Annotated in this window: 23 protein-coding genes; 1 reads left to right on the top strand and 22 read right to left on the bottom strand. The window is 41.2% G+C overall.

What is annotated here, in order from left to right; all coding sequences use genetic code 11:
- Window positions 1-236: 236 nt before the first annotated feature.
- The 6 genes from ACNQFZ_RS12605 to ACNQFZ_RS12580 all read right to left on the bottom strand — a co-directional run bounded on the left by ACNQFZ_RS12605 (window position 237) and on the right by ACNQFZ_RS12580 (window position 7427).
- Window positions 237-485 carry a hypothetical protein gene (locus ACNQFZ_RS12605; RefSeq protein ID WP_458411697.1) on the bottom strand — a complete coding sequence of 83 codons (249 nt, stop codon included), beginning with the start codon at window positions 483-485 and terminating at the stop codon, window positions 237-239.
- Window positions 486-857: 372 nt separating this feature from the next.
- Window positions 858-1520, bottom strand: coding sequence for a 3'-5' exonuclease (locus tag ACNQFZ_RS12600; RefSeq protein WP_458411696.1), 663 nt, complete (start codon window positions 1518-1520; stop codon window positions 858-860).
- Window positions 1521-1646: 126 nt separating this feature from the next.
- Window positions 1647-3566, bottom strand: coding sequence for a DUF294 nucleotidyltransferase-like domain-containing protein (locus ACNQFZ_RS12595; protein WP_458411695.1), 1920 nt, complete (start codon window positions 3564-3566; stop codon window positions 1647-1649).
- A 252-nt stretch (window positions 3567-3818) separates the two neighbouring features.
- Window positions 3819-5354: a solute symporter family protein gene (locus ACNQFZ_RS12590; protein WP_458411694.1), complete on the bottom strand. Its 1536-nt coding sequence runs from the start codon at window positions 5352-5354 to the stop codon at window positions 3819-3821.
- 30 nt (window positions 5355-5384) lie between these two features.
- The gene (locus ACNQFZ_RS12585; RefSeq protein ID WP_458411693.1) at window positions 5385-5717 is read right to left on the bottom strand and encodes a DUF485 domain-containing protein; all 333 of its coding nucleotides are present in this window, start codon (window positions 5715-5717) and stop codon (window positions 5385-5387) included.
- A 771-nt stretch (window positions 5718-6488) separates the two neighbouring features.
- Complete coding sequence (locus ACNQFZ_RS12580) at window positions 6489-7427, bottom strand: peptidoglycan DD-metalloendopeptidase family protein (protein ID WP_458411692.1); 939 nt, start codon at window positions 7425-7427, stop codon at window positions 6489-6491.
- A gap of 347 nt (window positions 7428-7774) precedes the next feature.
- Here ACNQFZ_RS12580 and ACNQFZ_RS12575 point away from each other — a divergent pair, with 347 nt between their 5' ends.
- Window positions 7775-8107: a hypothetical protein gene (locus ACNQFZ_RS12575; RefSeq protein WP_458411691.1), complete on the top strand. Its 333-nt coding sequence runs from the start codon at window positions 7775-7777 to the stop codon at window positions 8105-8107.
- Between the two features lie 1306 nt (window positions 8108-9413).
- Here the strand turns inward: ACNQFZ_RS12575 and spoIID are convergent.
- The 16 genes from spoIID to ACNQFZ_RS12495 form a co-directional block, all read right to left on the bottom strand.
- Window positions 9414-10445: a stage II sporulation protein D gene (spoIID, locus tag ACNQFZ_RS12570; RefSeq protein ID WP_458411690.1), complete on the bottom strand. Its 1032-nt coding sequence runs from the start codon at window positions 10443-10445 to the stop codon at window positions 9414-9416.
- A 184-nt stretch (window positions 10446-10629) separates the two neighbouring features.
- Entirely contained in the window at window positions 10630-11940 is a 1311-nt protein-coding gene (gene murA, locus ACNQFZ_RS12565; protein WP_458411689.1) for a UDP-N-acetylglucosamine 1-carboxyvinyltransferase, read from the bottom strand.
- Window positions 11941-11971: 31 nt separating this feature from the next.
- Entirely contained in the window at window positions 11972-12748 is a 777-nt protein-coding gene (locus ACNQFZ_RS12560) for a YwmB family TATA-box binding protein (protein ID WP_458411688.1), read from the bottom strand.
- Window positions 12749-13041: 293 nt separating this feature from the next.
- Window positions 13042-13275, bottom strand: coding sequence for a DUF1146 family protein (locus ACNQFZ_RS12555; RefSeq protein ID WP_458411687.1), 234 nt, complete (start codon window positions 13273-13275; stop codon window positions 13042-13044).
- Between the two features lie 70 nt (window positions 13276-13345).
- Window positions 13346-14866, bottom strand: a complete 1521-nt coding sequence (gene nuoN / locus ACNQFZ_RS12550) for an NADH-quinone oxidoreductase subunit NuoN (RefSeq protein ID WP_458411686.1) — start codon at window positions 14864-14866, stop codon at window positions 13346-13348.
- Window positions 14867-14872: 6 nt separating this feature from the next.
- Window positions 14873-16378, bottom strand: a complete 1506-nt coding sequence (locus tag ACNQFZ_RS12545) for a complex I subunit 4 family protein (RefSeq protein ID WP_458411685.1) — start codon at window positions 16376-16378, stop codon at window positions 14873-14875.
- The gene (gene nuoL / locus ACNQFZ_RS12540; protein ID WP_458411684.1) at window positions 16375-18243 is read right to left on the bottom strand and encodes an NADH-quinone oxidoreductase subunit L; all 1869 of its coding nucleotides are present in this window, start codon (window positions 18241-18243) and stop codon (window positions 16375-16377) included. The genes ACNQFZ_RS12545 and nuoL overlap by 4 nt, the downstream gene beginning before the upstream one ends.
- A 45-nt stretch (window positions 18244-18288) precedes the next feature.
- Window positions 18289-18603 carry an NADH-quinone oxidoreductase subunit NuoK gene (gene nuoK, locus ACNQFZ_RS12535; protein WP_458411683.1) on the bottom strand — a complete coding sequence of 105 codons (315 nt, stop codon included), beginning with the start codon at window positions 18601-18603 and terminating at the stop codon, window positions 18289-18291.
- Complete coding sequence (locus tag ACNQFZ_RS12530; protein WP_458411682.1) at window positions 18596-19114, bottom strand: NADH-quinone oxidoreductase subunit J; 519 nt, start codon at window positions 19112-19114, stop codon at window positions 18596-18598. Before ACNQFZ_RS12530 ends, nuoK begins: the two co-directional genes overlap by 8 nt.
- Window positions 19111-19530 (bottom strand): NADH-quinone oxidoreductase subunit NuoI, encoded by a 420-nt coding sequence (nuoI, locus tag ACNQFZ_RS12525; RefSeq protein ID WP_458411681.1) that lies wholly within the window; start codon window positions 19528-19530, stop codon window positions 19111-19113. The genes ACNQFZ_RS12530 and nuoI overlap by 4 nt, the downstream gene beginning before the upstream one ends.
- 33 nt (window positions 19531-19563) lie before the next feature.
- Window positions 19564-20568 carry an NADH-quinone oxidoreductase subunit NuoH gene (gene nuoH, locus ACNQFZ_RS12520; RefSeq protein WP_458411680.1) on the bottom strand — a complete coding sequence of 335 codons (1005 nt, stop codon included), beginning with the start codon at window positions 20566-20568 and terminating at the stop codon, window positions 19564-19566.
- Window positions 20568-21671: an NADH-quinone oxidoreductase subunit D gene (locus ACNQFZ_RS12515; RefSeq protein ID WP_458411679.1), complete on the bottom strand. Its 1104-nt coding sequence runs from the start codon at window positions 21669-21671 to the stop codon at window positions 20568-20570. Before ACNQFZ_RS12515 ends, nuoH begins: the two co-directional genes overlap by 1 nt.
- Window positions 21672-21674: 3 nt before the next feature.
- Window positions 21675-22814, bottom strand: a complete 1140-nt coding sequence (locus ACNQFZ_RS12510) for an NADH-quinone oxidoreductase subunit C (protein ID WP_458411678.1) — start codon at window positions 22812-22814, stop codon at window positions 21675-21677.
- A gap of 3 nt (window positions 22815-22817) precedes the next feature.
- On the bottom strand, window positions 22818-23333 hold the full coding sequence (locus tag ACNQFZ_RS12505; protein WP_458411677.1) for a NuoB/complex I 20 kDa subunit family protein: 516 nt from the start codon (window positions 23331-23333) through the stop codon (window positions 22818-22820).
- Window positions 23324-23698, bottom strand: a complete 375-nt coding sequence (locus ACNQFZ_RS12500; protein WP_458411676.1) for an NADH-quinone oxidoreductase subunit A — start codon at window positions 23696-23698, stop codon at window positions 23324-23326. The genes ACNQFZ_RS12505 and ACNQFZ_RS12500 overlap by 10 nt, the downstream gene beginning before the upstream one ends.
- Window positions 23699-23999: 301 nt before the next feature.
- Window positions 24000-24404 (bottom strand): F0F1 ATP synthase subunit epsilon, encoded by a 405-nt coding sequence (locus ACNQFZ_RS12495; protein ID WP_458411675.1) that lies wholly within the window; start codon window positions 24402-24404, stop codon window positions 24000-24002.
- Window positions 24405-24430: the final 26 nt, after the last annotated feature.

Raw genomic sequence — 24430 nt, 5'->3', positions numbered from 1 at the left:
CACCTCGCCTTGTCCGTTTGAAACCCGCTTGCGGACTCGATTGCCCTTTTGCCTCCTCGCCTTCTCCGTTTGAAACCCGCTTGCGGACTCGATTTCGCTTTTGCCTCCTCGCCTTGTCCGTTTGAAACCCGCTTACGGACTCGATTTCGCTTTTGTTGCCTCACCCTGTCCGTTTGAAACCCGCTTACGGACTCGATTTCACTTTTGTTGCCTCACCCTGTCCGTTTGGAACCCGCTTACGGACTCGATTTCACTTTTGCCTCCTCACCCTGTCCGTTTGGAACCCTCTTGCGGACTCCATTGCTCTTTTGCCACCCCACCTTGTCCATTTGAAGCTCTCTTGCGGACTCCATTGCCCTTTTGCCTCCTCGCCTTGTCCGTTTGAAACCCGCTTGCGGACTCGATTTCACTTTTGCCTCCTCACCCTGTCCGTTTGGAACCCTCTTGCGGACTCGATTTCGCTTTTGTTGCCCCACCTTGTCCATTTGAAGCTCTCTTGCGGACTCGATTGCCCTTTTGCCTCCTCGCCTTGTCCGTTTGAAGCTCTCTTGCAGACTCGATTGCCCTTTTGCTACCCCGCCTTGTCCGTTTGAAACCCGCTTGCGGACTCAATTTCACTTTTGTTGCCTCGCCTTGTCTGTATGCCGCACTTTCTCGGACTCAAATTGCCTATTACTTTTTTGACCTGTTTGATTAGTCACAATCATTTCTTTTATGTTTTGGTTTCTTTAGCGTAGTTTTTAGAGTGTGCACCCCACTGATCAACACTTGTGACATGATAATAATGCATAAGCATTATAAGAGATTAATAAGTAAAAAAGTGGCTACTTGGATTGAACCAAAAGCCACTTTTCTTTTCAAAACGATATCGTCCTTGCATCCGCATCACTATACCGCAGCAGTTCGCCCCAGGTTTTGTAGCCGCGGTCGATAAATTGCTGTAGGAGCTCGCTGAATAGGTAAGCGGTTGTGAGCGCATCACCGAGGGCGGTGTGTCTTTCGTATATTCGCGTGCCGAATTCCTTCGCGTATCTTTCTAGATCGCGCATATCCCAGGATGGGCTTAAGAAGCCGATGACATTTAATGTATCGATTAATTTTGGTTTTTTAAACACTTGCTTGGCTCGTCTAATTTCTTGTCGCAGTACCATTTCGTCAAAAGCAACATAATGACCAACCAGGGCGGCACTTTCGTTGCTTTTTATAAAATCAAAGTAGGAAAAGATAGCCTCCATGGACTCCGGTGCCTGTTTGACCTTCTCATCCGTAATACCAGTCAACTCCGTTATGACCGATGGAATCCCGCGGTTTGGCTTCACAAATGTTTGGAATGTATTTTTTTCCAACACCTCGAACCCTTTCATTTGAACTGCACCAATTTCAATTAACCGGTCTGTTGTAGCGACTTGAAAGCCGGTCGTCTCAGTGTCGAAGATTGTAAACGAAACCTCAGTGATGGGTGTTGATAATGGCAGTGTTTCCTTCAATGGACAGATACAAGATTTTTTTAACCAAAACAATCGTGGATCCCCCCTATTCGATTGCCGTTTCTTTTTGATTTAGGTAAAAATGTTGCAGTTGTTGCGCTTTGTTGGCAAGTTCCCCCTATTGTGGCCTGACACCTATCATGTAGCGATTGCCTGCCCCTACAGTTTAGACAATAGGAAAAATTGCAAGGCACGTATTGCTTTTAACATATTGATCAGTTCATCTCTCTCCCAGCTACGCAATGCTGTTATTTCAATTTCGGTAGTGCTATGTTCCCCTTTGAGATGTTTTTCCCATGACGTTTTGATGCGTGTTTTCAGGGCGATTTCGTATGCATAGCGTAGATCCTCTGAAAAGCTTTCGTATAAGGCCTTTTTCCTGACTAGTTCGTTTAAGAGCTGCAGGGATGTGCCTTCAATGATGCCGTGCTGTGCGCCTAACACTTGCAGGCAATGGTGTAATGGGAAAAGAGCATGCTTCTTGATATCGATTACTTTTTTCTTTGCTTTGAACATGCTTAAGAATGATTGATCGATTTGTGGAACTAGTTTTTCCCGCTCTTGCTGGGCCATATAATAAATGAACGTCTTGGAAACCTCCAATTTGTTTTGGACCATTTCGACGAATTGTTCATTTAGGGAATCGTCTCCGTATAAAAAGCGAAATGATAAAAAGTTTTGCCCTAATAAAATTTGATCATCGGTTGTTTTTAATGCCCACTGATGGAGCCTCTCTTTCCAATCTGATACCGATCCGCTCCAATTGGGGTTATTGGACATCATCTTGCCTTTACATAATGAATAACCAGCCCGCTCCAAGTGCCGGACGATTACCTCGCCTAGCAAAGAGAAATAGTCTGCTATCGATTTCTTCTCGCTTGCATCGCTATCAGCATAGACAAGAAAGTGATCCTGGTCTGTAAGCATAAACTGCTCGCCTCTAGCACCGCTACCCATTAAGTACCATGAAAATGGCACGGGCGGGCTGCCTTTTCCCAGCATTGCCAACGATTCCACAGCCAAACTTACACAACGCCGGACAAGGCGGTCATAGAGCTTTGTAATGATTTCAAGCATATGAATGGTTGAAATTTCATCGTTTATTAAGCTTGAAAGGACATCATAGATGGCATTTTTCACCGATGGCAAGCTTTCATAGGAGGCCTGTTCGATTTTTTTTAAAATATCCATTTGCCCGCGATTTTTCTTAGCAAGCAAATTGGAAAGCGTGACGACTCCGACAACCCGTTCCTCCTCAACAACCGGCAAATGCTTCACGCCATTTGTGTAAAATGCCGATAGGGCTTCGTAATAATAGGCATTGCGTGTGATTGTCAGTGGGCTTGCAGTCATGACATCCTTTGCAAGCAGCTCCTTTGAGACATTTCCTGTTTGAGCAACAACACGACGAACAAGGTCTTTATCTGTAATAATACCTAGCAGTTTATTGTTTTCATCCACAACAATGACAGATCCGATTGTGTTTTCTATCATTTTTTGTGCCGCACTTTGTACTGTTTCATGCTCTGCAATGGTAATGACCGGCTCGCTCATTAAGTCTTGGACACGGCGGACAAACGGCTCACTTTCGCCCCATTCACCTGCTAGCTTCACTTGTTCTGCCAGTGATGAATATATGTCTCTTAATCGAACTGCCACTTTTCGAAGTACAAATTCACGGACCTGCTCATCATCCCATCTTTTTTCAACAACCGAATAAGGGATTTTCAGACCATATAAATCCTCAACTGCTTCTACTTGAACAGTCAGGGATTGAGGGTGATCATCCAGTTCACCTAAAAAGCTGGCTAAGCCGGAAAAGCCAATCATTTCATTCTGCTGCAGTACTTCGAGGATTTCCTTTCTGCCATTTTCCCCAATAAAAACTTCGGCCACACCGTTTAGGATGAGCAACAGTCCTTCTCGATGTGTCTTGCCGTAAAGCACCCGCTCCGCTTTTCTATAAAATTTCAATTCACATTCTTCCATTAATAATAAAAATTGTTCTTTCGATGTACCTGAAAAAAGCGGATGTTTATGCACCTGTTCATAGAGTTCTAGTTTGTTATGAACATTCATCGGCTTCACCACCTTCATGCTAATAGGAAATTAGTTTTGGAAGCAGAGCATCTGTCCTCGTGCTTCAACTTCAGTTCATATATGCGGAAAAAGCGAGATCACTATTTCTATTATTTGAGGTAACAAAAAGCAGCGCCCATCTAGCTTCCATTATTTAGGGAAACAAAAAGAACCGTCCCCAGTGTTTCCAAAAAGAAAACCCTCATGCATGGTTATGGAAGAGGGTTTTCAGTTTGCTATTCATTTAATTAATTAGCCAATTTCTCTGTAACCAGTTTGTGCTTTAAATTCAACTTCTGCGAATTTCTTCTCATCGCGTTCAGCCGACAATAGTGAGCCAACGATACCCGCGATGAAGCCAAGTGGCACGGAGATAATAGCTGGATTTGTTAATGGGAAGATTGGATTCCCGACAAGTAATGTTGCTCCTTCTGTAGGGCTTAATACGCTTGGACTGATGGCAACAAGAACAAGTGATGAAACAAGACCTACTACCATTGAAGCAATTGCACCTGTAGTATTGAATTTTTTCCAGTAAATTGTGAATAGAATTGTTGGTAGATTCGCTGCTGCAGCGATACAGAATGCAAGTGATACTAGGAATGCTACGTTCATTTTTTCTGCACCAAGGGCTACAATGATAGAGAATACAGCGATTCCTAAAGATGCAAAGCGGGCTGCTTTTACTTGCTCTTTTTCTGTTACATTCCCTTTTTTAATAATTTGTCCGTAAAGGTCATGGGCAACAGCTGATGCTCCTGATAATACAAGTCCGGCAACTACCGCTAGAATTGTTGCAAACGCTACGGCTGAAACGAATGCTTCAAGTACAGGTCCGCCAAGTGCGCCTGCAAGCATTGGAGCGGCCATATTTCCAGCTGCGTTTTCAGCAATAATCGCATCTGCGCCAACGAATTTCGCAGCACCAAAACCTAAGAAGATTGTTAATACATAGAATATACCGATGATCCATGTTGCAGAAATTACAGATGAACGAGCTGTCTTCGCGTCTTTAACAGTAAAGAAACGCATTAGAATATGTGGTAAACCTGCAGTACCTAAAATAAGTGCAATAAGAACTGAAATTAAATCAAGTGGGTTTTTGTATTTTACACCAGAGTGTAAATACGCTTCACCATGTGGTGTTGCTGTTGACATATCGTTAAACATTTGGACAAGACTAAAGTCAAACTTCATGAATACTAGGAAGGAAATAACCACCGTTCCTGCCATTAGTAGACCGGCTTTGATGATTTGCACCCAGCTTGTACCAGTCATACCGCCGAATAATACGTAAATCGTCATCATAATACCAACTAGAATAACTGCATAAGTATAATCAATACCGAATAGAAGCTTAATAAGCGCTCCTGCTCCAACAAGCTGTGCAAGCATGTAGAAAATTACGATTGTGATTGTATTAAAGGCTGCTGCACCACGAACTTTTGGTGCCGAAAAACGTGATGCAATCATATCTGCCATCGTATATTTTCCAAGGTTACGCATTGGCTCTGCCACAAGGAATAATACAACTAGATATGCCACAAGCCACCCAATACTATAGTAAAAGCCATCATATCCACTTAAAGAAATAGCTCCTGCAATTCCTAAAAATGACGCAGCTGATAAGTAGTCCCCCGCTATCGCCATACCATTTTGCCAACCGGTTAAAGAACCCCCAGCTGTATAAAATTCACTGGCCGTTTTTGTTCTTTTTGCTGCCCAATAAGTGATTACTAACGTTAAAGCAATTACACCAAGAAAGATAGCTATTGAAATAATGTTCAAGTACAACGCCCCCCTTTATATTTTTCTACCTTATTTAAGAATGTTTTTTGCAATAATTTCTTCCGCATCTTTATCGAAGCTTGAAGACTTCTTCAGATAGATTGTTGCAAATGCCCAAGTCATAATAAACATTCCAAAAGAGTAAATCCATGTCCACGTAATCCAGCCAACGGCTTTCGTTTCAAGAACATGTGTATATCCTGTTAAAATCGGAAGTAAAAAGTAAGCTACCATGAAGAAAACAACATAAGGTGTCATAAATGCATTTTTACGTTTAACCATCGCCGTAAATTCTGGAGTTTGTACTAATCTTTCGTAATCCACGTTGCTTGAACTCGTCTCCTTGCGAGCAGTACTACTCATCAACTCAACCCCTTTTCTTTTTTGTGATTTCCCCTTAAAACATTCTCCCAAATTCGTTTCTTACACCTTTACACCTAACCCCTTTGTTCCTCACCTCCTTAAAGGTAGTCCCATATCAAACCATGTATACCCTTTCTAGAGGCTTCACGATTTTGTTGGTTACATTCCATCATATGCTAGTTCTCTATCAAACATTCTCTATTAGACAAGTTTTTATAAAAATCTTACATGTAAGCGTATACAAGACTTCATAGAAAATTAAAATTTTACATGGGTAACCTGGCTAACTTTTTGTCAGTATAGCTTTACATAAATTTAAAAAGTTGTAAGTAATTTTTAGAAAATTCTTATATCTGTATTATTCCAGACTCTGGAGTCTACCGTCAAGTGTTTTTTTATAAATTACTTATATTTTTTTGTCGAATAGCGTCATTGTCACTTTTTTCAGATTGGATCAACGAAGGTTATGCTTGTTAGATTTTGGGTATTCATTTTATTAGGATAATAATTTCAGAGTATTGGAACAGGTTCATAGTGGGCGTTCTAAGTTAGGTTTGCTCTCTTTGGCTCTGTATTTTGTATAAAGAAAGCATAATCACTAGAATTGACCATTGAATTTTAGCGGTTTGCCTTGATTTTTATAGTGCAAATATACCAATCGGATATATAGTCCATTTGTATTATTAAATAATATTTTGTGTCGGAGAGCTTTCACTTGATTTTTTTTCAAAAAAAATAGACCTTGAAGCTCCAAGGTCCTTGTATTTTGTATTAAGCTTGTGGCGTGCTGAGATCAGCGTTTTCTTCTGTTTTCGTATTTGAAGTTTTGTCCTCTGGTTTGCTAGAGGATTGATCTTTCATATCATCAGCAGGCTGTGGCTGTTCTGTTTGCTCAGGTTGTTCCACTTGTTCAGGTTGTGTTGCGTTATCAGTTGAATCTGTTGTGCCTTCTTCTTTCGGCTGTTGGGCAGCTTCTTCTGTTTTCGCCTTTTGCTCGTTTACCTTGTTTTCAATTGATGAAAGTGGTTTGTTGAAAAACTCATTTGGGTTTACAGGCTCATTGTTTTGACGAATTTCAAAATGAACATGTACGCCAGCGTCCTTATTGTATACGCTAGTGCCAGCTGTACCAATGACTTCGCCCTGATCTACCGTTGCACCTGCTTCCACATGCATTTCACCTAAACTTTGATAGAATGTTGTTACACCATTTTCATGCTCGATTTCTACTACATTTCCTAGAATTGAATCGTTTTCCGCTCTAACTACCGTTCCACTTAAGGATGCAACTACGTCAAAGCTTTCGCCATTTTCTTGGGCGATATCAATGCCAGTGCTAGGATAATACGTATTATTATAGAAAACGAGTGCGGCTTCTTGTTTATCACTGGATGCACCAACATCATAGAAATCCTTCTTAATGACGACTGATTTCTCATCCATTACAGGCATTTTGAAGTTTTCCTCTACTGCGTTAACAGGAACAGCTTCTTGGCTACTGTAATCCGTTACTTGATTATTTGCTACATTTGGAGTCTTTTCTGCTTCATTGTCTTGACCAAATAGACTGCCTGTAGCCGCTTGGTACCAAAGAACTCCTGTTAAAATTAAGGCTGCACTTCCAATGTAAATTGATGGTAACACCCATTTCTTTCTAATAACACGTTTCAACTTTGAATCTAGAGAAGTAATTTTTTCTTCCTCTCTCATTTATCATCACCTCAGCAATCAGTTTGAGCAAATTTACTAGATTCTATACGTGGCGGTAAAAAAGTTTTTTGAATTATTTTTCGACAAAATAGCAGAAAATATACATGAAGCCGGAAAATTTGTTTTTGTTGAGGTTGGAATAATTTTGCGAAGGGTGGATTTGTAGTCTTGTAGCACTACTTCCATATATTGGCTGAATTGATTGAATTTTTAAAAATTTTCTACGAGTTTACACCTTTTTGTGCAAAACGCTTGGGGATTTGTTTTCGATTGCTGTATGATTGGTTTATGAGTTGGCATATACCTTATTTCTATAAATGATTTTGAACGGCAAGGGGGGTGGAATTATGGATACGAAGTATGCTAAGCGCATTGAATTGTATGGTACTTGCGTGGATAACTTCGAGATAGACGCTTTTCAATCTGTTGATATGTTACATAGAAGAAGCAAATTGGAAAATGTAATTCACGAACTTACTGATGATGAAAAATTAAAGTTGTGGAATTATGATTTGAAGTTAATAGAAAATGCCAAATTAATGGCTGAGCATATAAAAGATGTGTATGATTTTTCAGTTTCAGATAAACCGCTAAGTGAGTGGTGGTGGCATTTGGATTTGGTTGCGAATGGCAAGCTTCCTATTGATTTGGATGTTGAGGGTGAAGTAGAAGAAGTATAATGTTTAGTTTGATGAGGGGGCAATCCGTTACTGGATTGGCCTTTTTCTTTTTGGGGTGAAGTGGGTACTAGTTTTGCGTGACAGTTTTTCCAGTTTAATACCTGCTTTGGGCACGTGAGACGGGCTTGCGTTCCCGAGCTTAGCATCTTACCCGGATCCCGGGGATGCAAGAGGCTCTTGCGTTACCACTTTCCTCCTTTGATATCCGCTTTGGGCACGTAAGATGATGTTGCGTTACTGTTTTCCTGCCTTTACTCCTCCTTCGGGTACGTGAGACCGCCTTGCGTTCCCTTCTTCCTGCCTTTACTCCTACTTCGGGCACGTGAGACCACCTTGCGTTCCCTTCTTCCTGCCTTTACTCCTCCTTCGGGTACGTGAGACCACCTTGCGTTCCCTTCTTCCTGCCTTTACTACTGTTTTGGGTAGGCAAGACAATCTTGTATAATCCTCCACCCTCCCACAATCGTGGTCGTTGAAGTCATGCAAACGGACCCGGCCTCATATATAGCATCAATTTAGCACCTTGCTCCTTTTGGTGACGATTAACACAAGTTATCTATTATCAAATAAGATTACTACTCTTTTTGATGATGATAAAAGCCGGTTATAACCAGCAAATCTGCTTTTGGCCCCTCTTTGTGTTGATAGAGCCACGTTATCTATTATCAAATTGGTTCACAGTTCCTTTTGGTGATGTTAAATGCCGGTTATTTGCTATCAAGTAGGTACTGGGACAAGGTTCTAGTGCCCGCCCGCAATCATTTTTACCGGACACGGGTACTAGGTTGCTACTCTAGTTCCCGCTTTGGCTTTTTTTACGTAATACGGGCGCTACCCTCCCGCGGTAGTTCCCACTTCGGCTCTTTTCTTCATATTGCGGGCACTACTCTCCCACGGTAGTTACCGTATCTGCTTTTTTTTGCGTAGTACGGGCACTACTTTCCCGCGGTAGTTCCCACTTCGGCTCTTTTCTTCATATTACGGGCGCTACTCTCCCGCAGTAGTTCCCGCTTCGGCTCTTTTTTTCATAGTACGGGCGCTACTCTCCCGCGGTAGTTACCGCTTCGGCTCTTTTTTCCATATTGCGGGCGCTACTCTCCCGCGGTAGTTACCGATTCAGCTCTTTTATAAGCAAAGCAGGCACTTAGCAATGGGCTTCCTCTTATGATAATTAAAGCCGGGGTACCTTACTTTACGATTAACCGGCAACACGCAATGAATTCTGGCATCGGCCAGCGGCAAATAGCAAAAAAACACAAAAAGAAGCCCCCTATTTGGAGGCTCCCCTATTCCAGCTATCATGCTATTACTGCTTCGCCACAAGCACATCCTTTAAGAACGGTTCGGCGCTTGAGATGTTGGTGCCTTTGTAGTAGTGTATGATGATGTCCTTGAATGATTTGCCTTCGGTAGCCATGCCGTTTGCGCCGTATTGGCTCATGCCGACGCCGTGGCCGTAGCCTTTTGTTGTAATGACGACATTGTTGCCTTGTTTTTTCCATGTGAAGTCGGTTGAGCGCAGTTCTAGCTTTTCGCGAATTTCACGACCGTCGAATGTTTTGTCATTGATTTTGACTTTGGCTACACGGTTGCCTGCTGTTCGTGATACGATTTCGCCGATTTTGTCGGAGGTTACTTTTACGCCCAGCTTCTTTTCAAAGTCGGCAACGGACACAACCACTTTATCCTTAAATTTAGGGGATATTTTATCCCATGGGCTTTCGACACTCCTTAGGTAAGGAAATGAGTTTTTCCAGTAATCTTCGGAGTTTTCGGTATAACCATTGCTTGTTGAAAAGAAGGATGCTGTGATCGGCTCATTGTTGTACGTGATGATCTGCCCTTTTGTCGCTTCTACGGCTTCTGTGATGCGGGCCATTTTCCAGTCATAATTCGCTGGTCCCCAAGCGGCACGCAGCTCCTCTGGGCTTTTATAAACCTGGTGCATCACTGTATCCGTTACGACTGCCCCCTTTGGAGCACTGATTGGTTCGTCACCTAATAATTGTCGAATGATATAAGTGCGGGCGGTTAACGCTTGCGCCTTGAGAGCCTCGAGTTCAAACTCTGCTGGCATTTCAGATGCAACAACTCCCTTTACATATTCCTCCAACGGAATATTGGCGATTTTCTTTGTTTTGCTACGATAGACAGCAACTTCAATTGCTGGCTCTGAAGCGGTTGGATTTTGCTGCGTTACAGTGGCTGGTACTGTGGTTTTATTCACTTGAAGTGTATGTTTTTCCTGTGTAAAGGGTAATACTAATAAAGTTGGAATTAATAATATGATTGCAAAAAGTATGGCTCCAAGAAGAACTAGTGGCTTGATTCGTGACATTGTTTCATCCTCCATATAAGTAGTTGCTACATAACTAAAATATGGGAATGGACAAGTGTTTAGAACATAAATCGTTTGTTTTCATGTTTGCTATCTAAATTTTCGCCATACGCTCGACATATTCTTTTTTTAGAATAAAAAAAGAAGCCAGTGCATTGGCTCCTTTTCTCATATATCGTATCCATTAAGCCAGGTTTGACCTAATGTTCACGATATTGCTTGATTTTGTGATGGTTTCTTCATTTATTCTTTCAATGTCTGCACCGAGGTTTGCTAATTTTTCTGCAAAATTATAATAGCCGCGATCTAAATGTTTCAGCTCAACAACGCGTGTATAACCTTCTGCGACAAGACCTGCGAGTATTAGTGCCGCTGCTGCACGAAGATCGGTTGCAGCTACTTCAGCCCCTTGTAGATTAGCAGGACCATTTATGATTGCCGAACGGCCTTCAATTTTGATATCACTGTTCATTCGACGGAATTCTTCAACATGCATGTATCGATTTTCAAAAACCGTTTCTGTGATCATGCTTGTTCCTTCTGCTCGTAAAAGCAGCGCCATCATTTGAGATTGCATATCTGTAGGAAATCCTGGATATGGCATTGTTTTAAAATCTACAGCCTTGAGTCGTTCTGGCCCTATTACACGAATGCCATCCTCTTTTTCTTCAAAATGAACGCCCATCTCTTCCATTTTTGCAATTAAAGCCGTTAAGTGTTCGGGAACAGCACCCTTTACAATGACATCACCTTGCGTGATTGCTGCTGCAATCATAAATGTACCTGCCTCTATACGGTCAGGTATGATTGTATGGTGAGCACCTACCAGCTTGTTTACACCATCAATTCGAATCGTACCAGTACCGGCACCTCTCACCTTAGCGCCCATTGCATTAAGGAAGTTTGCTAAATCAACGATTTCAGGCTCTTTCGCAACGTTTTCCATCGTTGTTGTACCTTCGGCAAGCACTGCCGCCATCATGATATTCTCAGTAGCACCAACGCTTGGAAAGTCTAAATATATTTTGGCGCCACGAAGTCGGCCGTCAACCTTTGCCTCTAGGAACCCGTTGCCTACTTGAACGGTTGCTCCCATTGCTTCGAAGCCTTTTAAATGCTGATCAATTGGTCGAGACCCAATGGCACATCCGCCTGGTAATGCCACACGTGCATGACCCACGCGGGCCAACAATGGTCCCATTACAAGTACAGAGGCACGCATTTTACGTACATATTCAAATGGAGCTTCAGTCAATAATGGTCTAGAAGCGTCAACTTGAATCATGTTATTTTGAAATGAAACCTCTGTGTTTAAAAGTCGCAAAACTTCATTGATTGTGTAAACATCTGCAAGAGAAGGGACATCATAAATATAACTTTTTCCTTCACTAGCTAGTAAACTTGCTGCGATGACAGGCAGTACAGCATTCTTGGCACCTTCTACTTTGACAGTACCGGATAACCGCCTCCCACCACGGACGATGATTTTATCCAAGGTATTCCCCTCCGCGTCCATTATCTATATATTAATATTCAGATGTGATGATTGGTGTGCCAATTACGACTGTAGTTGGGGCGCCCAATCCTGAGTTACGTAAAGCTATTTGTATATTCATTTCCTTATTTTTCTCAGGAATGCTGTTCTTCCAATTCTCAGTATATGCAGATACCGAGACAAATGCCTCTTCTTCTAGTGACTCGATTGGATTCGCGGAAAAATCCTTTAGTATGGTAAGGGCTTGACTATACAAAACACCATTAATCTTACCACCATATTGTCCATTAGCACAAGAGAAAATTTGAGGATTTTTGTCGAACATTGTATTTATTTTAGATTGAAATGTTGCTGCTTGTTCAAGCCACATTTTAGGCTTCCATGTTTCTCCTTTAGACACATATATAAGATACGTGTTGAGTTGATCTTTATGGGGGTAGGCGACATAAATTATTTGTTCTTTTAATGCTGTTTTGTTGTTCATTAGGGCTTTGTCATCCGTCGTTCCAACTGTTTTATACATGCCTTTTTCTTTAGTTTGCACCCATTTTAAGCTTGGGTTTTGCTCTTTTAACTCCTCAACTTTTGCTTGATATTTTTGTTGATTCATTAAAACAGTATTGTCCTCGCGCGCATAAATGGTCCACTCGTTGACCTTGATGTCATGCTTGTTCATCACATCAATGATTTCCTGCAACTGCTGAATAGCTTCATCTGCGGCACCGATTACTTGACCGTTCCCGTGCCCATTCATTTGAAAAAACATAACAAACATAAATGTAAAAAGAACAAAGATTTGCTTATTCATTTCGAGTTCTCCTTCTCCCTTATGGATGGTACTTTTTCATCTTGTTTGTAGCGATTCGGTTGCACCATCGGTTATCTCTATATTTTTAATGTCATTTAGTTTAGTCACCTACGTGATTCTATACTTACAGTGTTGCCAGTTCACGTGGTAACATACGTGGAAGAAGTCGTCAGTTCTCGACACGGATAAATTGTGAAGTTGTAGGAAATAATATGTTTGGTTATTTAGTCACACTTCTAACATGATATGAGTTTGCTAGGGGAATATGCTCGGGAAAAAAATAGCTGCAGCTTTTAAAACAAAAACTGCAGCTGCTGTGCCCAAATGAGGTAGTCTAGAAAGAATTTGCTTACGGCTGATCCAATCGCTATGGTTAATAGAATCATTAATACTTTGGCATGGCCGGTTTTGCCGGGCTTGATTAATAGGTCAATCCGCAACCCTTGTAGTGTCCACCACGTTATGGCGAAAAATAGTAAATGCACAATGATGCTGACGGCTGCTTGCTGGCTATAGTTTGCGAACATTATTTTTTCAACCCTCCTACTTACAAAAAAGCGACTCACGCACGTGAGTCGCTTTCATTTTTATACCTTATTAAATACCAAGCACTTTATAGAAGAAGTCAACCGCTAAGTTTGGTGCAACACCAAACAGGATTGTCCCAACTACGCAAAGCGCAACAACTACCATGATACCGCTTGGCAGTTTAATCTTCATTGGCTCGTGTGCATCAGTTGGTGGTACAAGGAACATTTGCTTCATCACGCTGAAATAGTAGAAGTAAGAGATGACGGTTGTACCCATCATGATGCTTACTAGTACTAGATGGCCTGGGAATGGTCCCATTGATGTAATTGGGCCTAAGGCACCGATGAAGATGTCCAATTTACCGATGAATCCAGCTGTGCCTGGAATTCCGGCTAATGATAATAGGAAGATTGCCATCGCTACTGCGACAATTGGTGCGCGTTTGTACAAGCCGGCAAAGCTTGAAATTTCCTCGCTGCCCATTTTTTCAGTAACCACTTGTAATACAGCAAACATACCTAAGTTCATTAGTAAGTATGCTACTAAATAGAACCAAATGCTTTCCAACCAAAGTGGTGATAAAGCAACAAACGGTACTAATAAGTAGCCGGCATGGGCAATCGCAGAATAAGCGAACAAGCGCTTGATGTTCGTTTGCTTTAAAGCGATCGTATTACCGACAATCATTGTGATGGCAGCTAGAACGGCAATGATTGGTTTCATTGACCATAGCATGTTGTAATCGCCCGCATGAAGTCCTGGTGTGCTGTTGAAAGCACCTAGGAAGATACGAATGATGATTACAAAACCAGCTGTTTTTGATACAACACTCAAGAATGCTGTAACAGGTGTTGGTGCACCTTGGTAAACGTCTGGTGCCCACATTTGATATGGCACTGTTGCAATTTTAAAGGATAAACCAACGAATGAAATAATAAACGCTAGACCGACTAGATTTAATAATTTGCCGCTGTGTAAATTGGCTGTTGCCATGCCGATTTCATATACATTTGTTGTTCCTGTTAATCCGTATAGATAACTGAAACCAAATAAGATGATGGCTGTTGAAATTGATCCATTTACAATATATTTCATAGCAGATTCGTTTGACTGTAAATTCGTTTTGCGTAAGCCTGCTAAGATATAGGATGAAATAGAAAGTAACTCAAGGCCAATAAATAATGTAATTAAATCAGCGCTTGAAGCCATATACATGGCACCTAAGCACGCTGTTAAAATAAGATAGAAAAATTCACCGCGATAGCGTAAGCCGTCTTTTGGCTGATAACCGATTCCTAGTAAAAGTACAAACGCTGTACCCACTAAGAAGATGATTTTAAATACGGTTGCGAATGGGTCAAATACATACGTGCCAAATAAAATATCGGCAGGCTTTTGACCAATTTGACCAATGACTAAAACCAACGCAATGACAATACCGGCAACACCTAGCCAGCCTAACACATTGCGGCTTTTATTTTTATCCATAAATAAATCTATGAGTGATAAAAGGATAGCTGTACCAAGAATCACGTATTCCGGAGCCATAAGTCCCCATTTAAAGCTTAACAGTGTCTCTAGATCCATATCAGCTTACCCCCCTATCCCTAAAGTTATAGTTTCAAGCGTCATCGCAATCGCACTTGTAAGAATATTAGGGTAGACACCGATCAGAATAATAAACGCCAACAATACAAGAACCGGTACATATTCAACTGAACGCATATCTGAAACCCCTGTAAAACGAGTGCTTGTAGCGCCAAATGTAATTCCAAGTACTGCTCTTAAAAGGTAAGCAGCTGTGATGATAATACCTAAACATCCAACCGCCGCAACAGCTGGCATTGCTTTAAATAAGCCTAAGAAGGCTGTAAATTCACTAATAAATCCTGACATGCCTGGTAGTCCAAGCGAAGCCATTGCTGCCGCTAAGAAGAAGCCGGCTGTGATAGGCATTACTTTTGCAATACCACCTAAAGCATCGATTGTTGTTGTTCCCGTACGTTCATATAAAATACCAACGATAAAGAACAACAAGGCTGAAATTAAACCGTGGGAAATGACTTGGAAAATCGCTCCTTGAACACCTTCTGTATTCATTGCACCTAAACCAATTAAAACAATTCCCATATGTGAAATACTTGAATATGCAAGCACCATTCTGAAGTCTTTTTGAACAAGTGCTAAGAAGGCACCGTACAATAAGTTGACTACACCTAGAACTGCGATTAGGACTGATAAACGTCCGAACTCAGCAGGGAATAGGTTGAAAGCAAATGTGATTAAACCGTACGCACCGATTTTTAACAAAATCCCTGAGTGAATCATAACAGTTGGGATTGGTGCTTGCGCGTGCACTGTCAACATCCATGAATGCAATGGGAAAATCGGAAGCTTTACACCAAAGGCAATCAATAAAGCGATCAAACAGCCCATTTTAAAGGCTGGTGTAATGCCCACTGTTGCAAGTGCTTTTGGATCTGCCGCCATGATTGTTTTTAACTCTTCAATATTGGCAGTCCCTGTTTTTGCTAAAAGCAGCGAGAATACAACTAACAAAATCGCGGAACCAAAGCCGTTATAGATTAAGAAATTGTATGCTGCCTTCATTCTTTCGTCATAACCCCACTTACCAACTAAGAAGAAGGTTGGGATTAACGTAATTTCAAAGAAGATAAAGAATAATACTGTGTTTTGTGCTGCAAACACGCCGAGCATACCAAGTTCAAGAAGTAGGAAGAGCATGAAGAAGCCTTTCCATTCTTTCTTAATATAGATGGATGCAACGGCTGCAAGTGTTGCGACAACAGTTGTTAATAGAATTAGGACTAAAGATAAACCATTTACGCCTAATTCATAATTGATTGTAAATGGGAAATCCCCAGCTAAGTTAAAGGACATCCAATTTACTTTCTCAGCAAGCTGGATCGCCTTTTCATTAAAATCAAACTGACCGTAGGCGGCAAAAGCTAAGAATAAAGGCACTAATGTCGCTAAAAAGCCAATCGCTTTGATTGCTTTTTCACTTGATTTAGGCATTAACGCTAAGACGATAATCCCGAGCAGGGGCGAAAAAACTAAAAACGAAAGAAGACTCATCCAAAATACCCCCCTGTCAACGCGATGATCACAACGAGAACGGCTAGACCAAAGAAGGCAACTGTTCCATACGTTTGAATTTGACCATCTTGAAGCTTAGAACCTGCGCGCCCAATTCCCTGAGCTAAAGCTACTGTTCCTTTTACTAGACCACCAACGATATAGGTATCAAAGCCTTGTAAAATATAACCGACAGCACGTGTACCCATTACTGCAGTTGCATGATAAATCTCATCGATATAGTACTTGTTGAACAACAATTTGTACCATACAGGAAACGGCTTAACAAGCCAATCTCTTGATAAAACCTTCGCACCGTACATCAAATATGCTAACAATATCCCAGCTAATGAAACCCCTGTTGCCACGAACATAATCCAGCCTGGACCTTCAACATGACCGTGTCCGTAAAGTTCCGTACCTTCTGTTAACCAATCCCCCAAGAACGTGCCAAACCATGGTGTATTTAAATAGCCTGAGACAATAGCTAAGATTCCTAAGACGATCATCGGGAACGTCATAACACCAGGTGATTCATGTACATGCTTCTGATCTCCACGTGCTTCCCCCGTAAACACCATGAAGAATAAACGGAACATATAGAATGCTGTAAAAAATGCAGCAATAACAGCTAACCAGAATACACCGTAACGGCCATCTGCATAGGCTGCAACTAAAATTTCATCTTTACTGAAGAAACCTGATAGTAATGGGAATCCACTAATGGCCAATGTACCAATTAGGAACAATGGACCTGTTAGTTTCATTTTTTTCCATAATCCGCCCATTTCTTCAATGTCCTGCGTATGGGCAGCGTGAATGACAGACCCGGCAGCAAGGAATAGCAATGCTTTGAAGAAAGCATGTGTCATTAAGTGGAACACACCAGCTACATAGCTAGCAGATCCTAAAGCAAGCATCATATAACCTAATTGGCTGACTGTAGAGTAAGCTAAAACGCGCTTAATATCTTTTTGTACTAGACCAATTGATGCTGCAAAAATTGCTGTAATTCCACCAATCACAGCAACAGTTGTCATGGCTGTATTGCTTGCGGAAAATAGCGGGAATAAAGACGCTACTAAATATACCCCGGCAGCAACCATCGTAGCTGCGTGGATTAATGCTGACACTGGTGTTGGACCTTCCATCGCATCCGGTAACCATGTGTGTAACGGGAACTGACCTGATTTACCAACAGCACCAACGAAAATAAGAAGCGCCGTTACCGTAATCCAACCAGGAGAAATAACTCCATTTTCAACGGCAGCAAAAATCTCATCATATTCAAAGCTTCCTACTTGCCAGAACAAAAGAATGATTCCGATAAAGAAGCCAACGTCACCGATACGTGTAACGATGAAGGCCTTCTTAGCAGCCGCTCTTGCTTCGTCCTTGAAAAAGTAGAAACCGATAAGTAAAAACGAACCTAAACCTACTAGCTCCCAGAAGATATAAACTTGTAATAGGTTTGGTGAAATAACGAGTGCAAGCATTGCGAATGTAAATAGTCCTAGGTAGCTATAAAACACTGGGATGCGCTCATCGCCATGCATGTATCCTTTTGAATACATATGTACTAGGAAACTTACTAGTGAAACGATAAATAACATTAACGCATTTAATTGATTGACTTCGAAACCAGCTGTTAAGCTAGTATCTCCGATTGTAAGCCATGTTCCCTCAATCTTAACATTTGACCCTTGAAGCCGCTCCAAGAGCACCATGATCGACAGTAAGAGGGAGGCTATTGTTGCTAACATACCCACGTATGCACTACTTTCCTTTAATCTTCGCCCAAATATTACGAGAAGTATGAAAGAAAGAAGTGGGAACAGTGGTATCAGCCATGCATTTTCCATCATCTTATCACAATCCCCTTCCAGACTCACAGGCCGTGAGACTCATGTCTATTTTTTCATTATATCCATTTCATCAATATTAACTGTTTTCTTGTTGCGGTGTAGAGCTAATAAAATAGCCAAACCAACGGCAACTTCAGCTGCTGCTACACTAATTGTAAATAATGAAAAAACTTGTCCTGTGATACTTGGATTTACCCCATACTTACTAAAAGCTACAAGATTTAAATTAACTGCATTCAGCATTAATTCAATTGATATTAACACGATCACGGTGTTTCTTTTCGTTAGAGCACCAAACAAACCGATACAGAAAAGCACAAGTGCCAGTACAAGGTAGACGGATAAAGGTATACTACTCATGAGCCTCTCCCTCCTTGTCCTCATCCTTTTTCGAAAGAATAATCGCACCAACTAAAGCTACAAGTAATAATACTGATAATAATTCAAACGGAATAATATATTTTGAATAAAGGGCTGTACCAACTTGTACAACGTTGTTTTCATGTAGTGTTGTTGCTTGCTCTCCTAATGTTAAATCATTAATAGAGAAGTACATGACAAGGAAAAACCCGATGATTCCGAGCAACACGAAAATCCTCTTCCACATGCCAGGTCTCTTCTCTTCTTCATGGTCATGCTTCGTTAACATGATTCCGAAAAGCATAATGATTGTAATCGCACCGGAATAAATTAGAACTTGCACAACTGCGACAAATTCTGCAGAAAGTGTAACATAAAGTCCTGCCAATGCTATAAAGGTGAATACCAGTGCAACAACCATGTGGACCACCTTTGTCAGGTTTAACATTAGCACCCCGCCGGCAATTGCAATAAGGGCAAGGATAAAAAACGCTAATAGTTCTCCACTCATGGTTTGTTCACCTCTCTTATGTTCTGATCATTTTCATCTAAATAGTTTAGATCTTTATATAACTCATCGCGGCTATACTCCGCAAGTTCAAAGTTATTGGTCATAATAATTGCTTCTGTAGGACAAACCTCGGTGCATAAATCACAAAGTATACAAATTTCAAAGTTAATTGTATACGTGTCAATAATTTTCCCCTTTTTACTTGGATCAGGATGCTTTTTCCCAGTAAGCTTTATACAGTCAGTCGGACAGATTGCCGCACATTGGTTACACACGATACATTTTTCAGGGTAAAATTTTTGAATCCCGCGAAAACGATCAGGCAAGGCCAATGGTTCATTTGGGTAATCATATGTTACCGGCTTTTTCGTTAATTCCTTCAGGGTATAATTTAAGCCTTTTAATACGCCTTTCATGCTTCCACCCCTTTTCTTTTGCTGTAACTTATTTTACGAAAATAATGCTTTTAAAAGTGCAGATAAAAGTAAGTTGGCTAATGCGATTGGTAATAATATCTTCCAAGCGAATTCCATCAATGTATCAGCTTTAAAGCGTGGGAATGTCGCACGGAACCAAACGAAAATAAAGACAACTAAACTGAACTTAAGCGCAATCCAAACTGCTCCTGGAATAAAGTCTAAACCAGGGATTGGGTTCCAACCGCCTAAGAATAAAACAGAGATTAACAATGACATTGCAAATAAATATACATATTCAGATAACATGAAGAAAGCCATACGGAAACCTGAATACTCTGTATGATAACCTGCTACAAGCTCTGACTCCGTTTCAGGTAAGTCAAACGGAATCCGTGCAAGCTCTGCATTGGCTGCAATAAAGAAGATAATAAAGCCAATTGGTTGTTTAAAGATAAATGCCCAATGTTCTTGTGCAGCAACAATATCGTTTAAATTCATGCTGCCTGTAAACAAAATAACACCTAATGCAGACATAACAAGTGGTATCTCATAGGAAATCATTTGGGCACCGGCACGCATACCACCAAGTAGTGAGTACTTATTGTTGGAAGCCCAAGATGCCATTACAATACCAACAATGGACATACCTGAAATGGCTACATAGTATAAGAAACCAATACCAAGGTCAGCAAATTGATACTTATCCGTAAATGGAATGGTTGCCATAACCATGAATGATGGAACGAATGCTATAATCGGGGCAAGTATGAATAATGGCTTATCAACAGCTTTTGGAATGATGTCCTCTTTTAGTAATAATTTAAGAACGTCCGCCACTGTTTGTAATAGACCGAAGCGCCCCCCCAGCTTATTCGGACCTATACGGGATTGCATGAAGGCAAGTACTTTTCTCTCTGATAAAATGGCATAAGCTACAAATGCCAAAATAACGGTGAATAATAACAGTGCCGCTAATAGGAAATAAATCCCAAAGTTTAAAAGACTTGGAGGTGAGTTTAAAAGCGATTGTATCATTATCCATCAACCTCCCCAAGAACGATATCAATACTTCCCAAAATCGCAACCATGTCTGAAAGGTTTTCGCCTTCAATCAACTTTTTAAAGATTTGTAGATTGTAAAAGCTTGGACGACGGAATTTCAGACGGTATGGCTCTTTTTTACCATCACTATAGATATAACAGCCGATTTCACCACGTGCTCCTTCAATGCGAGTAAACGCTTCGCCTTTAGGGGCCTTGATGATTTTTGGAACTTTACCAATGAAGTCTCCTTCTTTTGGAATTTGTTCGCAAGCTTGTTCCACAATATTTAAGCATTGTTCTACTTCCAGCATCCGGCAGAGATAGCGGTCAAAGGCGTCACCGTTTTCTCCAACTGGTACTTCAAAGTCAAAACGGTCATAAATTGAATATGGCTCATCTTTACGAAGATCCCATTTAATTCCTGACCCACGAAGGTTTGTACCACTTAGTGAATAGGCAATCGCATCTTCTTTTGTAATAACGCCGACACCTTTTACACGTGTTTGGAAGATTTCATTTCCCGTTACTAGGTCATGGTAACCTTTCGCTTTTTCACGCATATATGGAATAAATTCTTTTACTTTTTCAATCCAGCCATCTGGAGCATCCCATTTCACACCGCCAACCCTCATATAGTTGAACGTAATACGGGCACCAGATAATTCATTTAATAAGTTGAGAATGATTTCTCGTTCTCTAACAGCGTACATAAACGGACTTGTTGCCCCCATATCCATAAGGAATGTTCCGAATGCGATCAGGTGGCTGGCAATTCTGCCAAGCTCCATGGCAATAACACGTAAATATTCTGCTCTTTCTGGAATTTCAAGGCCCATCATGGTTTCAACTGTATGCACAACTGTGTAGTTGTTCGTCATCGCTGATAAGTAATCCATGCGGTCTGTATATGGAATGATTTGTGTATATTGTAGGTTTTCCGCTAATTTCTCTGTTCCTCGGTGTAAATAGCCGATAACAGGTGTAGCTTCTTTAATAATCTCACCATCAAGTTTTAGAACAACCCGGAATACACCATGTGTACTTGGATGCTGAGGACCTACGTTGAGTAGCAATTCTTCTATTTTATAAGCCATTTGCTACACCTCCACATCATACTGCTCGTAGTCTTTGCGAAGTGGGTGCCCAACCCAATCGTCTGCAAGCATAATTCTCTTTAGATTTGGGTGATTTGTGTACTTGATCCCTAAAAGGTCATAGGATTCTCTTTCAGGCCAATCGCAACCAGGCCATAATGGCGTTAACGAATCAATAGTCGCTTCATCACGGTTAATTTTTACTTTTAAAGCGACAGATTGGCGATTTTTATAAGAGTAAAAGTGGTTGTACACTTCCATATGTGTCATGAAATCTGATCCATGATGCTCTGATAAATAATCAAAACCAAGCTGTTCATTATATTTTAGGAATTCGGCGATTTTATAATAGGATTCTGGCTTTGCCACCAATGTAGGTACGTCGTTTGATAGTTTATTGATGTAAGCATCTTCGAGAACGTCTTCGCCTAGATGATCTTTAATGACTTTAATGTATTTATCTAAATAAGGTTGATTTGGTGATGGTGCTTCTGGAGCTGCTTCTTCTGTGGCGCCAGCACCTGCACCTGCTGTTTTTGCTTTGGCTAATGCAGCGGCCTTTGCTTTGGCTGCGGCGATTGCTTTCGCTTTATCATCATCACCACCGGCTGCTGTTGCTCCACCGGCTGCCTTCGCTTTTGCGGCTGCAGCGGCTGCGGCTTTTGCTTTTGCGGCAGCAATTGCTTTTGCTTTATCATCGTCACCACCGGCAGGAGCCTCGCCCCCTGCGGCTTTTGCTTTCGCGGCGGCTGCAGCTTTTGCCTTTGCAGCTGCGGCGGCCTTTGCCTTCGCGGCAGCGGCGGCTTTTGCTTTATCATCTGCGCCTGCTGGAGCATCACCAGTTGCTTCTGCTTCTGTTTCGCCTCCACCTTGTTTTGCAAGGGCAGCGGCTTTTGCCTTAGCGGCAGCAATGGCTTTCGCTTTATCATCTGTTCCTTCAGGTAGAGCTGTTGCACCTTCTGCTTGGAATGCGGCAGCGGCACCTGCTGAGGCTGCTTTTTCAGCATCTGTAGCATCTGGTCCTGCTGCTGCTAGAGCGGCTTGTCCCGCATCAGAATCTGCACCCTGTTCCTTTGCTAGTGCAGCAGCTTTTGCTTTTTCAGCAGCTTCTTTCTTTAATTGTTCTAAATCCTTTTCACTCATGCGTTACATCACCCGCTTTCCAGTCTTCGCTTCTAGGCGGATTTTTTCCTCCAATTTATGCAATCCGTAAAGTAAGGCAGCCGGATTTGGTGGGCAGCCTGGGATATAAACGTCTACAGGAACGATTTGGTCTACGCCTTTGACGACGGCATAAGACTTCACATAAGGTCCACCAGCTGTTGCACAGACACCCATGGCAATCACCCATTTTGGCTCTGGCATTTGGTCGTAAAGACGGCGTAAGATTGGCGCCATTTTTTTCGTAACTGTACCTGCGACAATCATACAATCTGAATGACGTGGTGAAGCACGGAATACTTCCTTACCGATACGAGAAATATCAAAATGCGCACCACCAGTAGCCATCATTTCAATGGCACAACAAGCAAGCCCGAAAGTCATTGGCCAGATTGAACCTCTTCGAGCCCAGGCTTTAATCTCTTCGACTGTAGTTAAAAAGACGTTGCGTTTAAGTTCCTCTTGCTCTTCTGGTGTAATATCTTGTAATTTTAGATCCACTTCAACACCTTCTTTTTCCAAGCGTAAATTAAGCCAATGGCAAGCATAATGACGAAAACTAACATTTCAATTAGAGCAAAGATACCTAAATGATCATAGGCAACGGCCCATGGATACAAAAAGACTGTCTCTACGTCAAAAATAACAAACATTAGAGCAAAGATATAATAACGAACATTGAATTGTACCCTAGCTTCATGAAAAGGGTCAAGACCACTTTCATAGGTTGTCTCTTTTTCTGCCGATGGTTTATAAGGTCTCAAAAAACGACCTAATGTTAAAGCCCCGACAGGCAGAATAATCCCTAACAATAGAAAAACAACTACGATTAAATAATTGTTTTGGTACAGAAGTAGACTGTCCATACCATCCCCCCCAAATCGGTATTTTCTAGTTTTACACACCGACCTTATTATAGCAAATCGCCCAATAAGTGTCGATAAACGTTCAAAAATATCGCAAAAAAATATGAAAAAGAATCTGGAAATCTTGACTGTGTGTATTTTATATGATTAAGTCTATGTAATTTATCACATAATTATTTTAAATTATTTACAATTTAATGAATGAAATTATTGTGAAGTAATAAATTCCCTTTAAATATGATGCACACAAAAAAATAAACCTAAAGAAAGATCAACTGAGTCCTCCTTTAGGTTTAGTTTACTAAGAACGTCCTCCAACATTTAAACGATTAATCGCACGTTTTAATGCAAGTTCGGCACGTTTAAAATCAACATCGTCTGTTTTCGCTTGCTGCATTCGGCGCTCTGCCCGTTCTTTTGCTGCGCGCGCACGATCGACATCTATTTCTGATGCTAATTCAGCCGCTTGAGCTAAAATAGTCACTTTATCAGGTCTTACTTCAACGAAGCCACCGCTAACAGCAACTTGATCAGTAGTGTTGCCATTCTTAAGACGAACAGCACTAATGGCTAATGGTGCAACCAACGGAATATGACCTGGTAAAATACCAAGTTCACCGCTAATGGCTTTTACACTTACCATTTCAACATCTTGATCTACTACAGCGCCATCAGGAGTAACTACACTGACTTGGATTGTCTTCATTAAATAACCTCCTATTCTAGAGGTGA

Source organism: Schinkia acidoalkalinis (assembly GCF_054301215.1).
The sequence above is the reverse complement of the archived record's forward strand: the minus strand, read 5'-3'. Positions and strand labels throughout refer to the sequence as shown.

What these genes read in the sequence shown, in the direction of transcription:
- ACNQFZ_RS12530 (WP_458411682.1), bottom strand. Translation starts at nt 19,114, where the DNA reads ATGAGTGGAGAACTATTAGCGTTTTTTATCCTTGCCCTTATTGCAATT.
- ACNQFZ_RS12585 (WP_458411693.1), bottom strand. Translation starts at nt 5,717, where the DNA reads ATGAGTAGTACTGCTCGCAAGGAGACGAGTTCAAGCAACGTGGATTAC.
- nuoH (WP_458411680.1), bottom strand. Translation starts at nt 20,568, where the DNA reads ATGATACAATCGCTTTTAAACTCACCTCCAAGTCTTTTAAACTTTGGG.
- ACNQFZ_RS12560 (WP_458411688.1), bottom strand. Translation starts at nt 12,748, where the DNA reads ATGAATAAGCAAATCTTTGTTCTTTTTACATTTATGTTTGTTATGTTT.
- ACNQFZ_RS12595 (WP_458411695.1), bottom strand. Translation starts at nt 3,566, where the DNA reads ATGAATGTTCATAACAAACTAGAACTCTATGAACAGGTGCATAAACAT.
- ACNQFZ_RS12580 (WP_458411692.1), bottom strand. Translation starts at nt 7,427, where the DNA reads ATGAGAGAGGAAGAAAAAATTACTTCTCTAGATTCAAAGTTGAAACGT.
- ACNQFZ_RS12555 (WP_458411687.1), bottom strand. Translation starts at nt 13,275, where the DNA reads ATGTTCGCAAACTATAGCCAGCAAGCAGCCGTCAGCATCATTGTGCAT.
- spoIID (WP_458411690.1), bottom strand. Translation starts at nt 10,445, where the DNA reads ATGTCACGAATCAAGCCACTAGTTCTTCTTGGAGCCATACTTTTTGCA.
- ACNQFZ_RS12575 (WP_458411691.1), top strand. Translation starts at nt 7,775, where the DNA reads ATGGATACGAAGTATGCTAAGCGCATTGAATTGTATGGTACTTGCGTG.
- ACNQFZ_RS12500 (WP_458411676.1), bottom strand. Translation starts at nt 23,698, where the DNA reads ATGGACAGTCTACTTCTGTACCAAAACAATTATTTAATCGTAGTTGTT.
- ACNQFZ_RS12605 (WP_458411697.1), bottom strand. Translation starts at nt 485, where the DNA reads ATGGACAAGGTGGGGCAACAAAAGCGAAATCGAGTCCGCAAGAGGGTT.
- ACNQFZ_RS12515 (WP_458411679.1), bottom strand. Translation starts at nt 21,671, where the DNA reads ATGGCTTATAAAATAGAAGAATTGCTACTCAACGTAGGTCCTCAGCAT.
- ACNQFZ_RS12510 (WP_458411678.1), bottom strand. Translation starts at nt 22,814, where the DNA reads ATGAGTGAAAAGGATTTAGAACAATTAAAGAAAGAAGCTGCTGAAAAA.
- ACNQFZ_RS12545 (WP_458411685.1), bottom strand. Translation starts at nt 16,378, where the DNA reads ATGAGTCTTCTTTCGTTTTTAGTTTTTTCGCCCCTGCTCGGGATTATC.
- nuoI (WP_458411681.1), bottom strand. Translation starts at nt 19,530, where the DNA reads ATGAAAGGCGTATTAAAAGGCTTAAATTATACCCTGAAGGAATTAACG.
- nuoN (WP_458411686.1), bottom strand. Translation starts at nt 14,866, where the DNA reads ATGGATCTAGAGACACTGTTAAGCTTTAAATGGGGACTTATGGCTCCG.
- nuoK (WP_458411683.1), bottom strand. Translation starts at nt 18,603, where the DNA reads ATGAGTAGTATACCTTTATCCGTCTACCTTGTACTGGCACTTGTGCTT.
- nuoL (WP_458411684.1), bottom strand. Translation starts at nt 18,243, where the DNA reads ATGATGGAAAATGCATGGCTGATACCACTGTTCCCACTTCTTTCTTTC.
- ACNQFZ_RS12495 (WP_458411675.1), bottom strand. Translation starts at nt 24,404, where the DNA reads ATGAAGACAATCCAAGTCAGTGTAGTTACTCCTGATGGCGCTGTAGTA.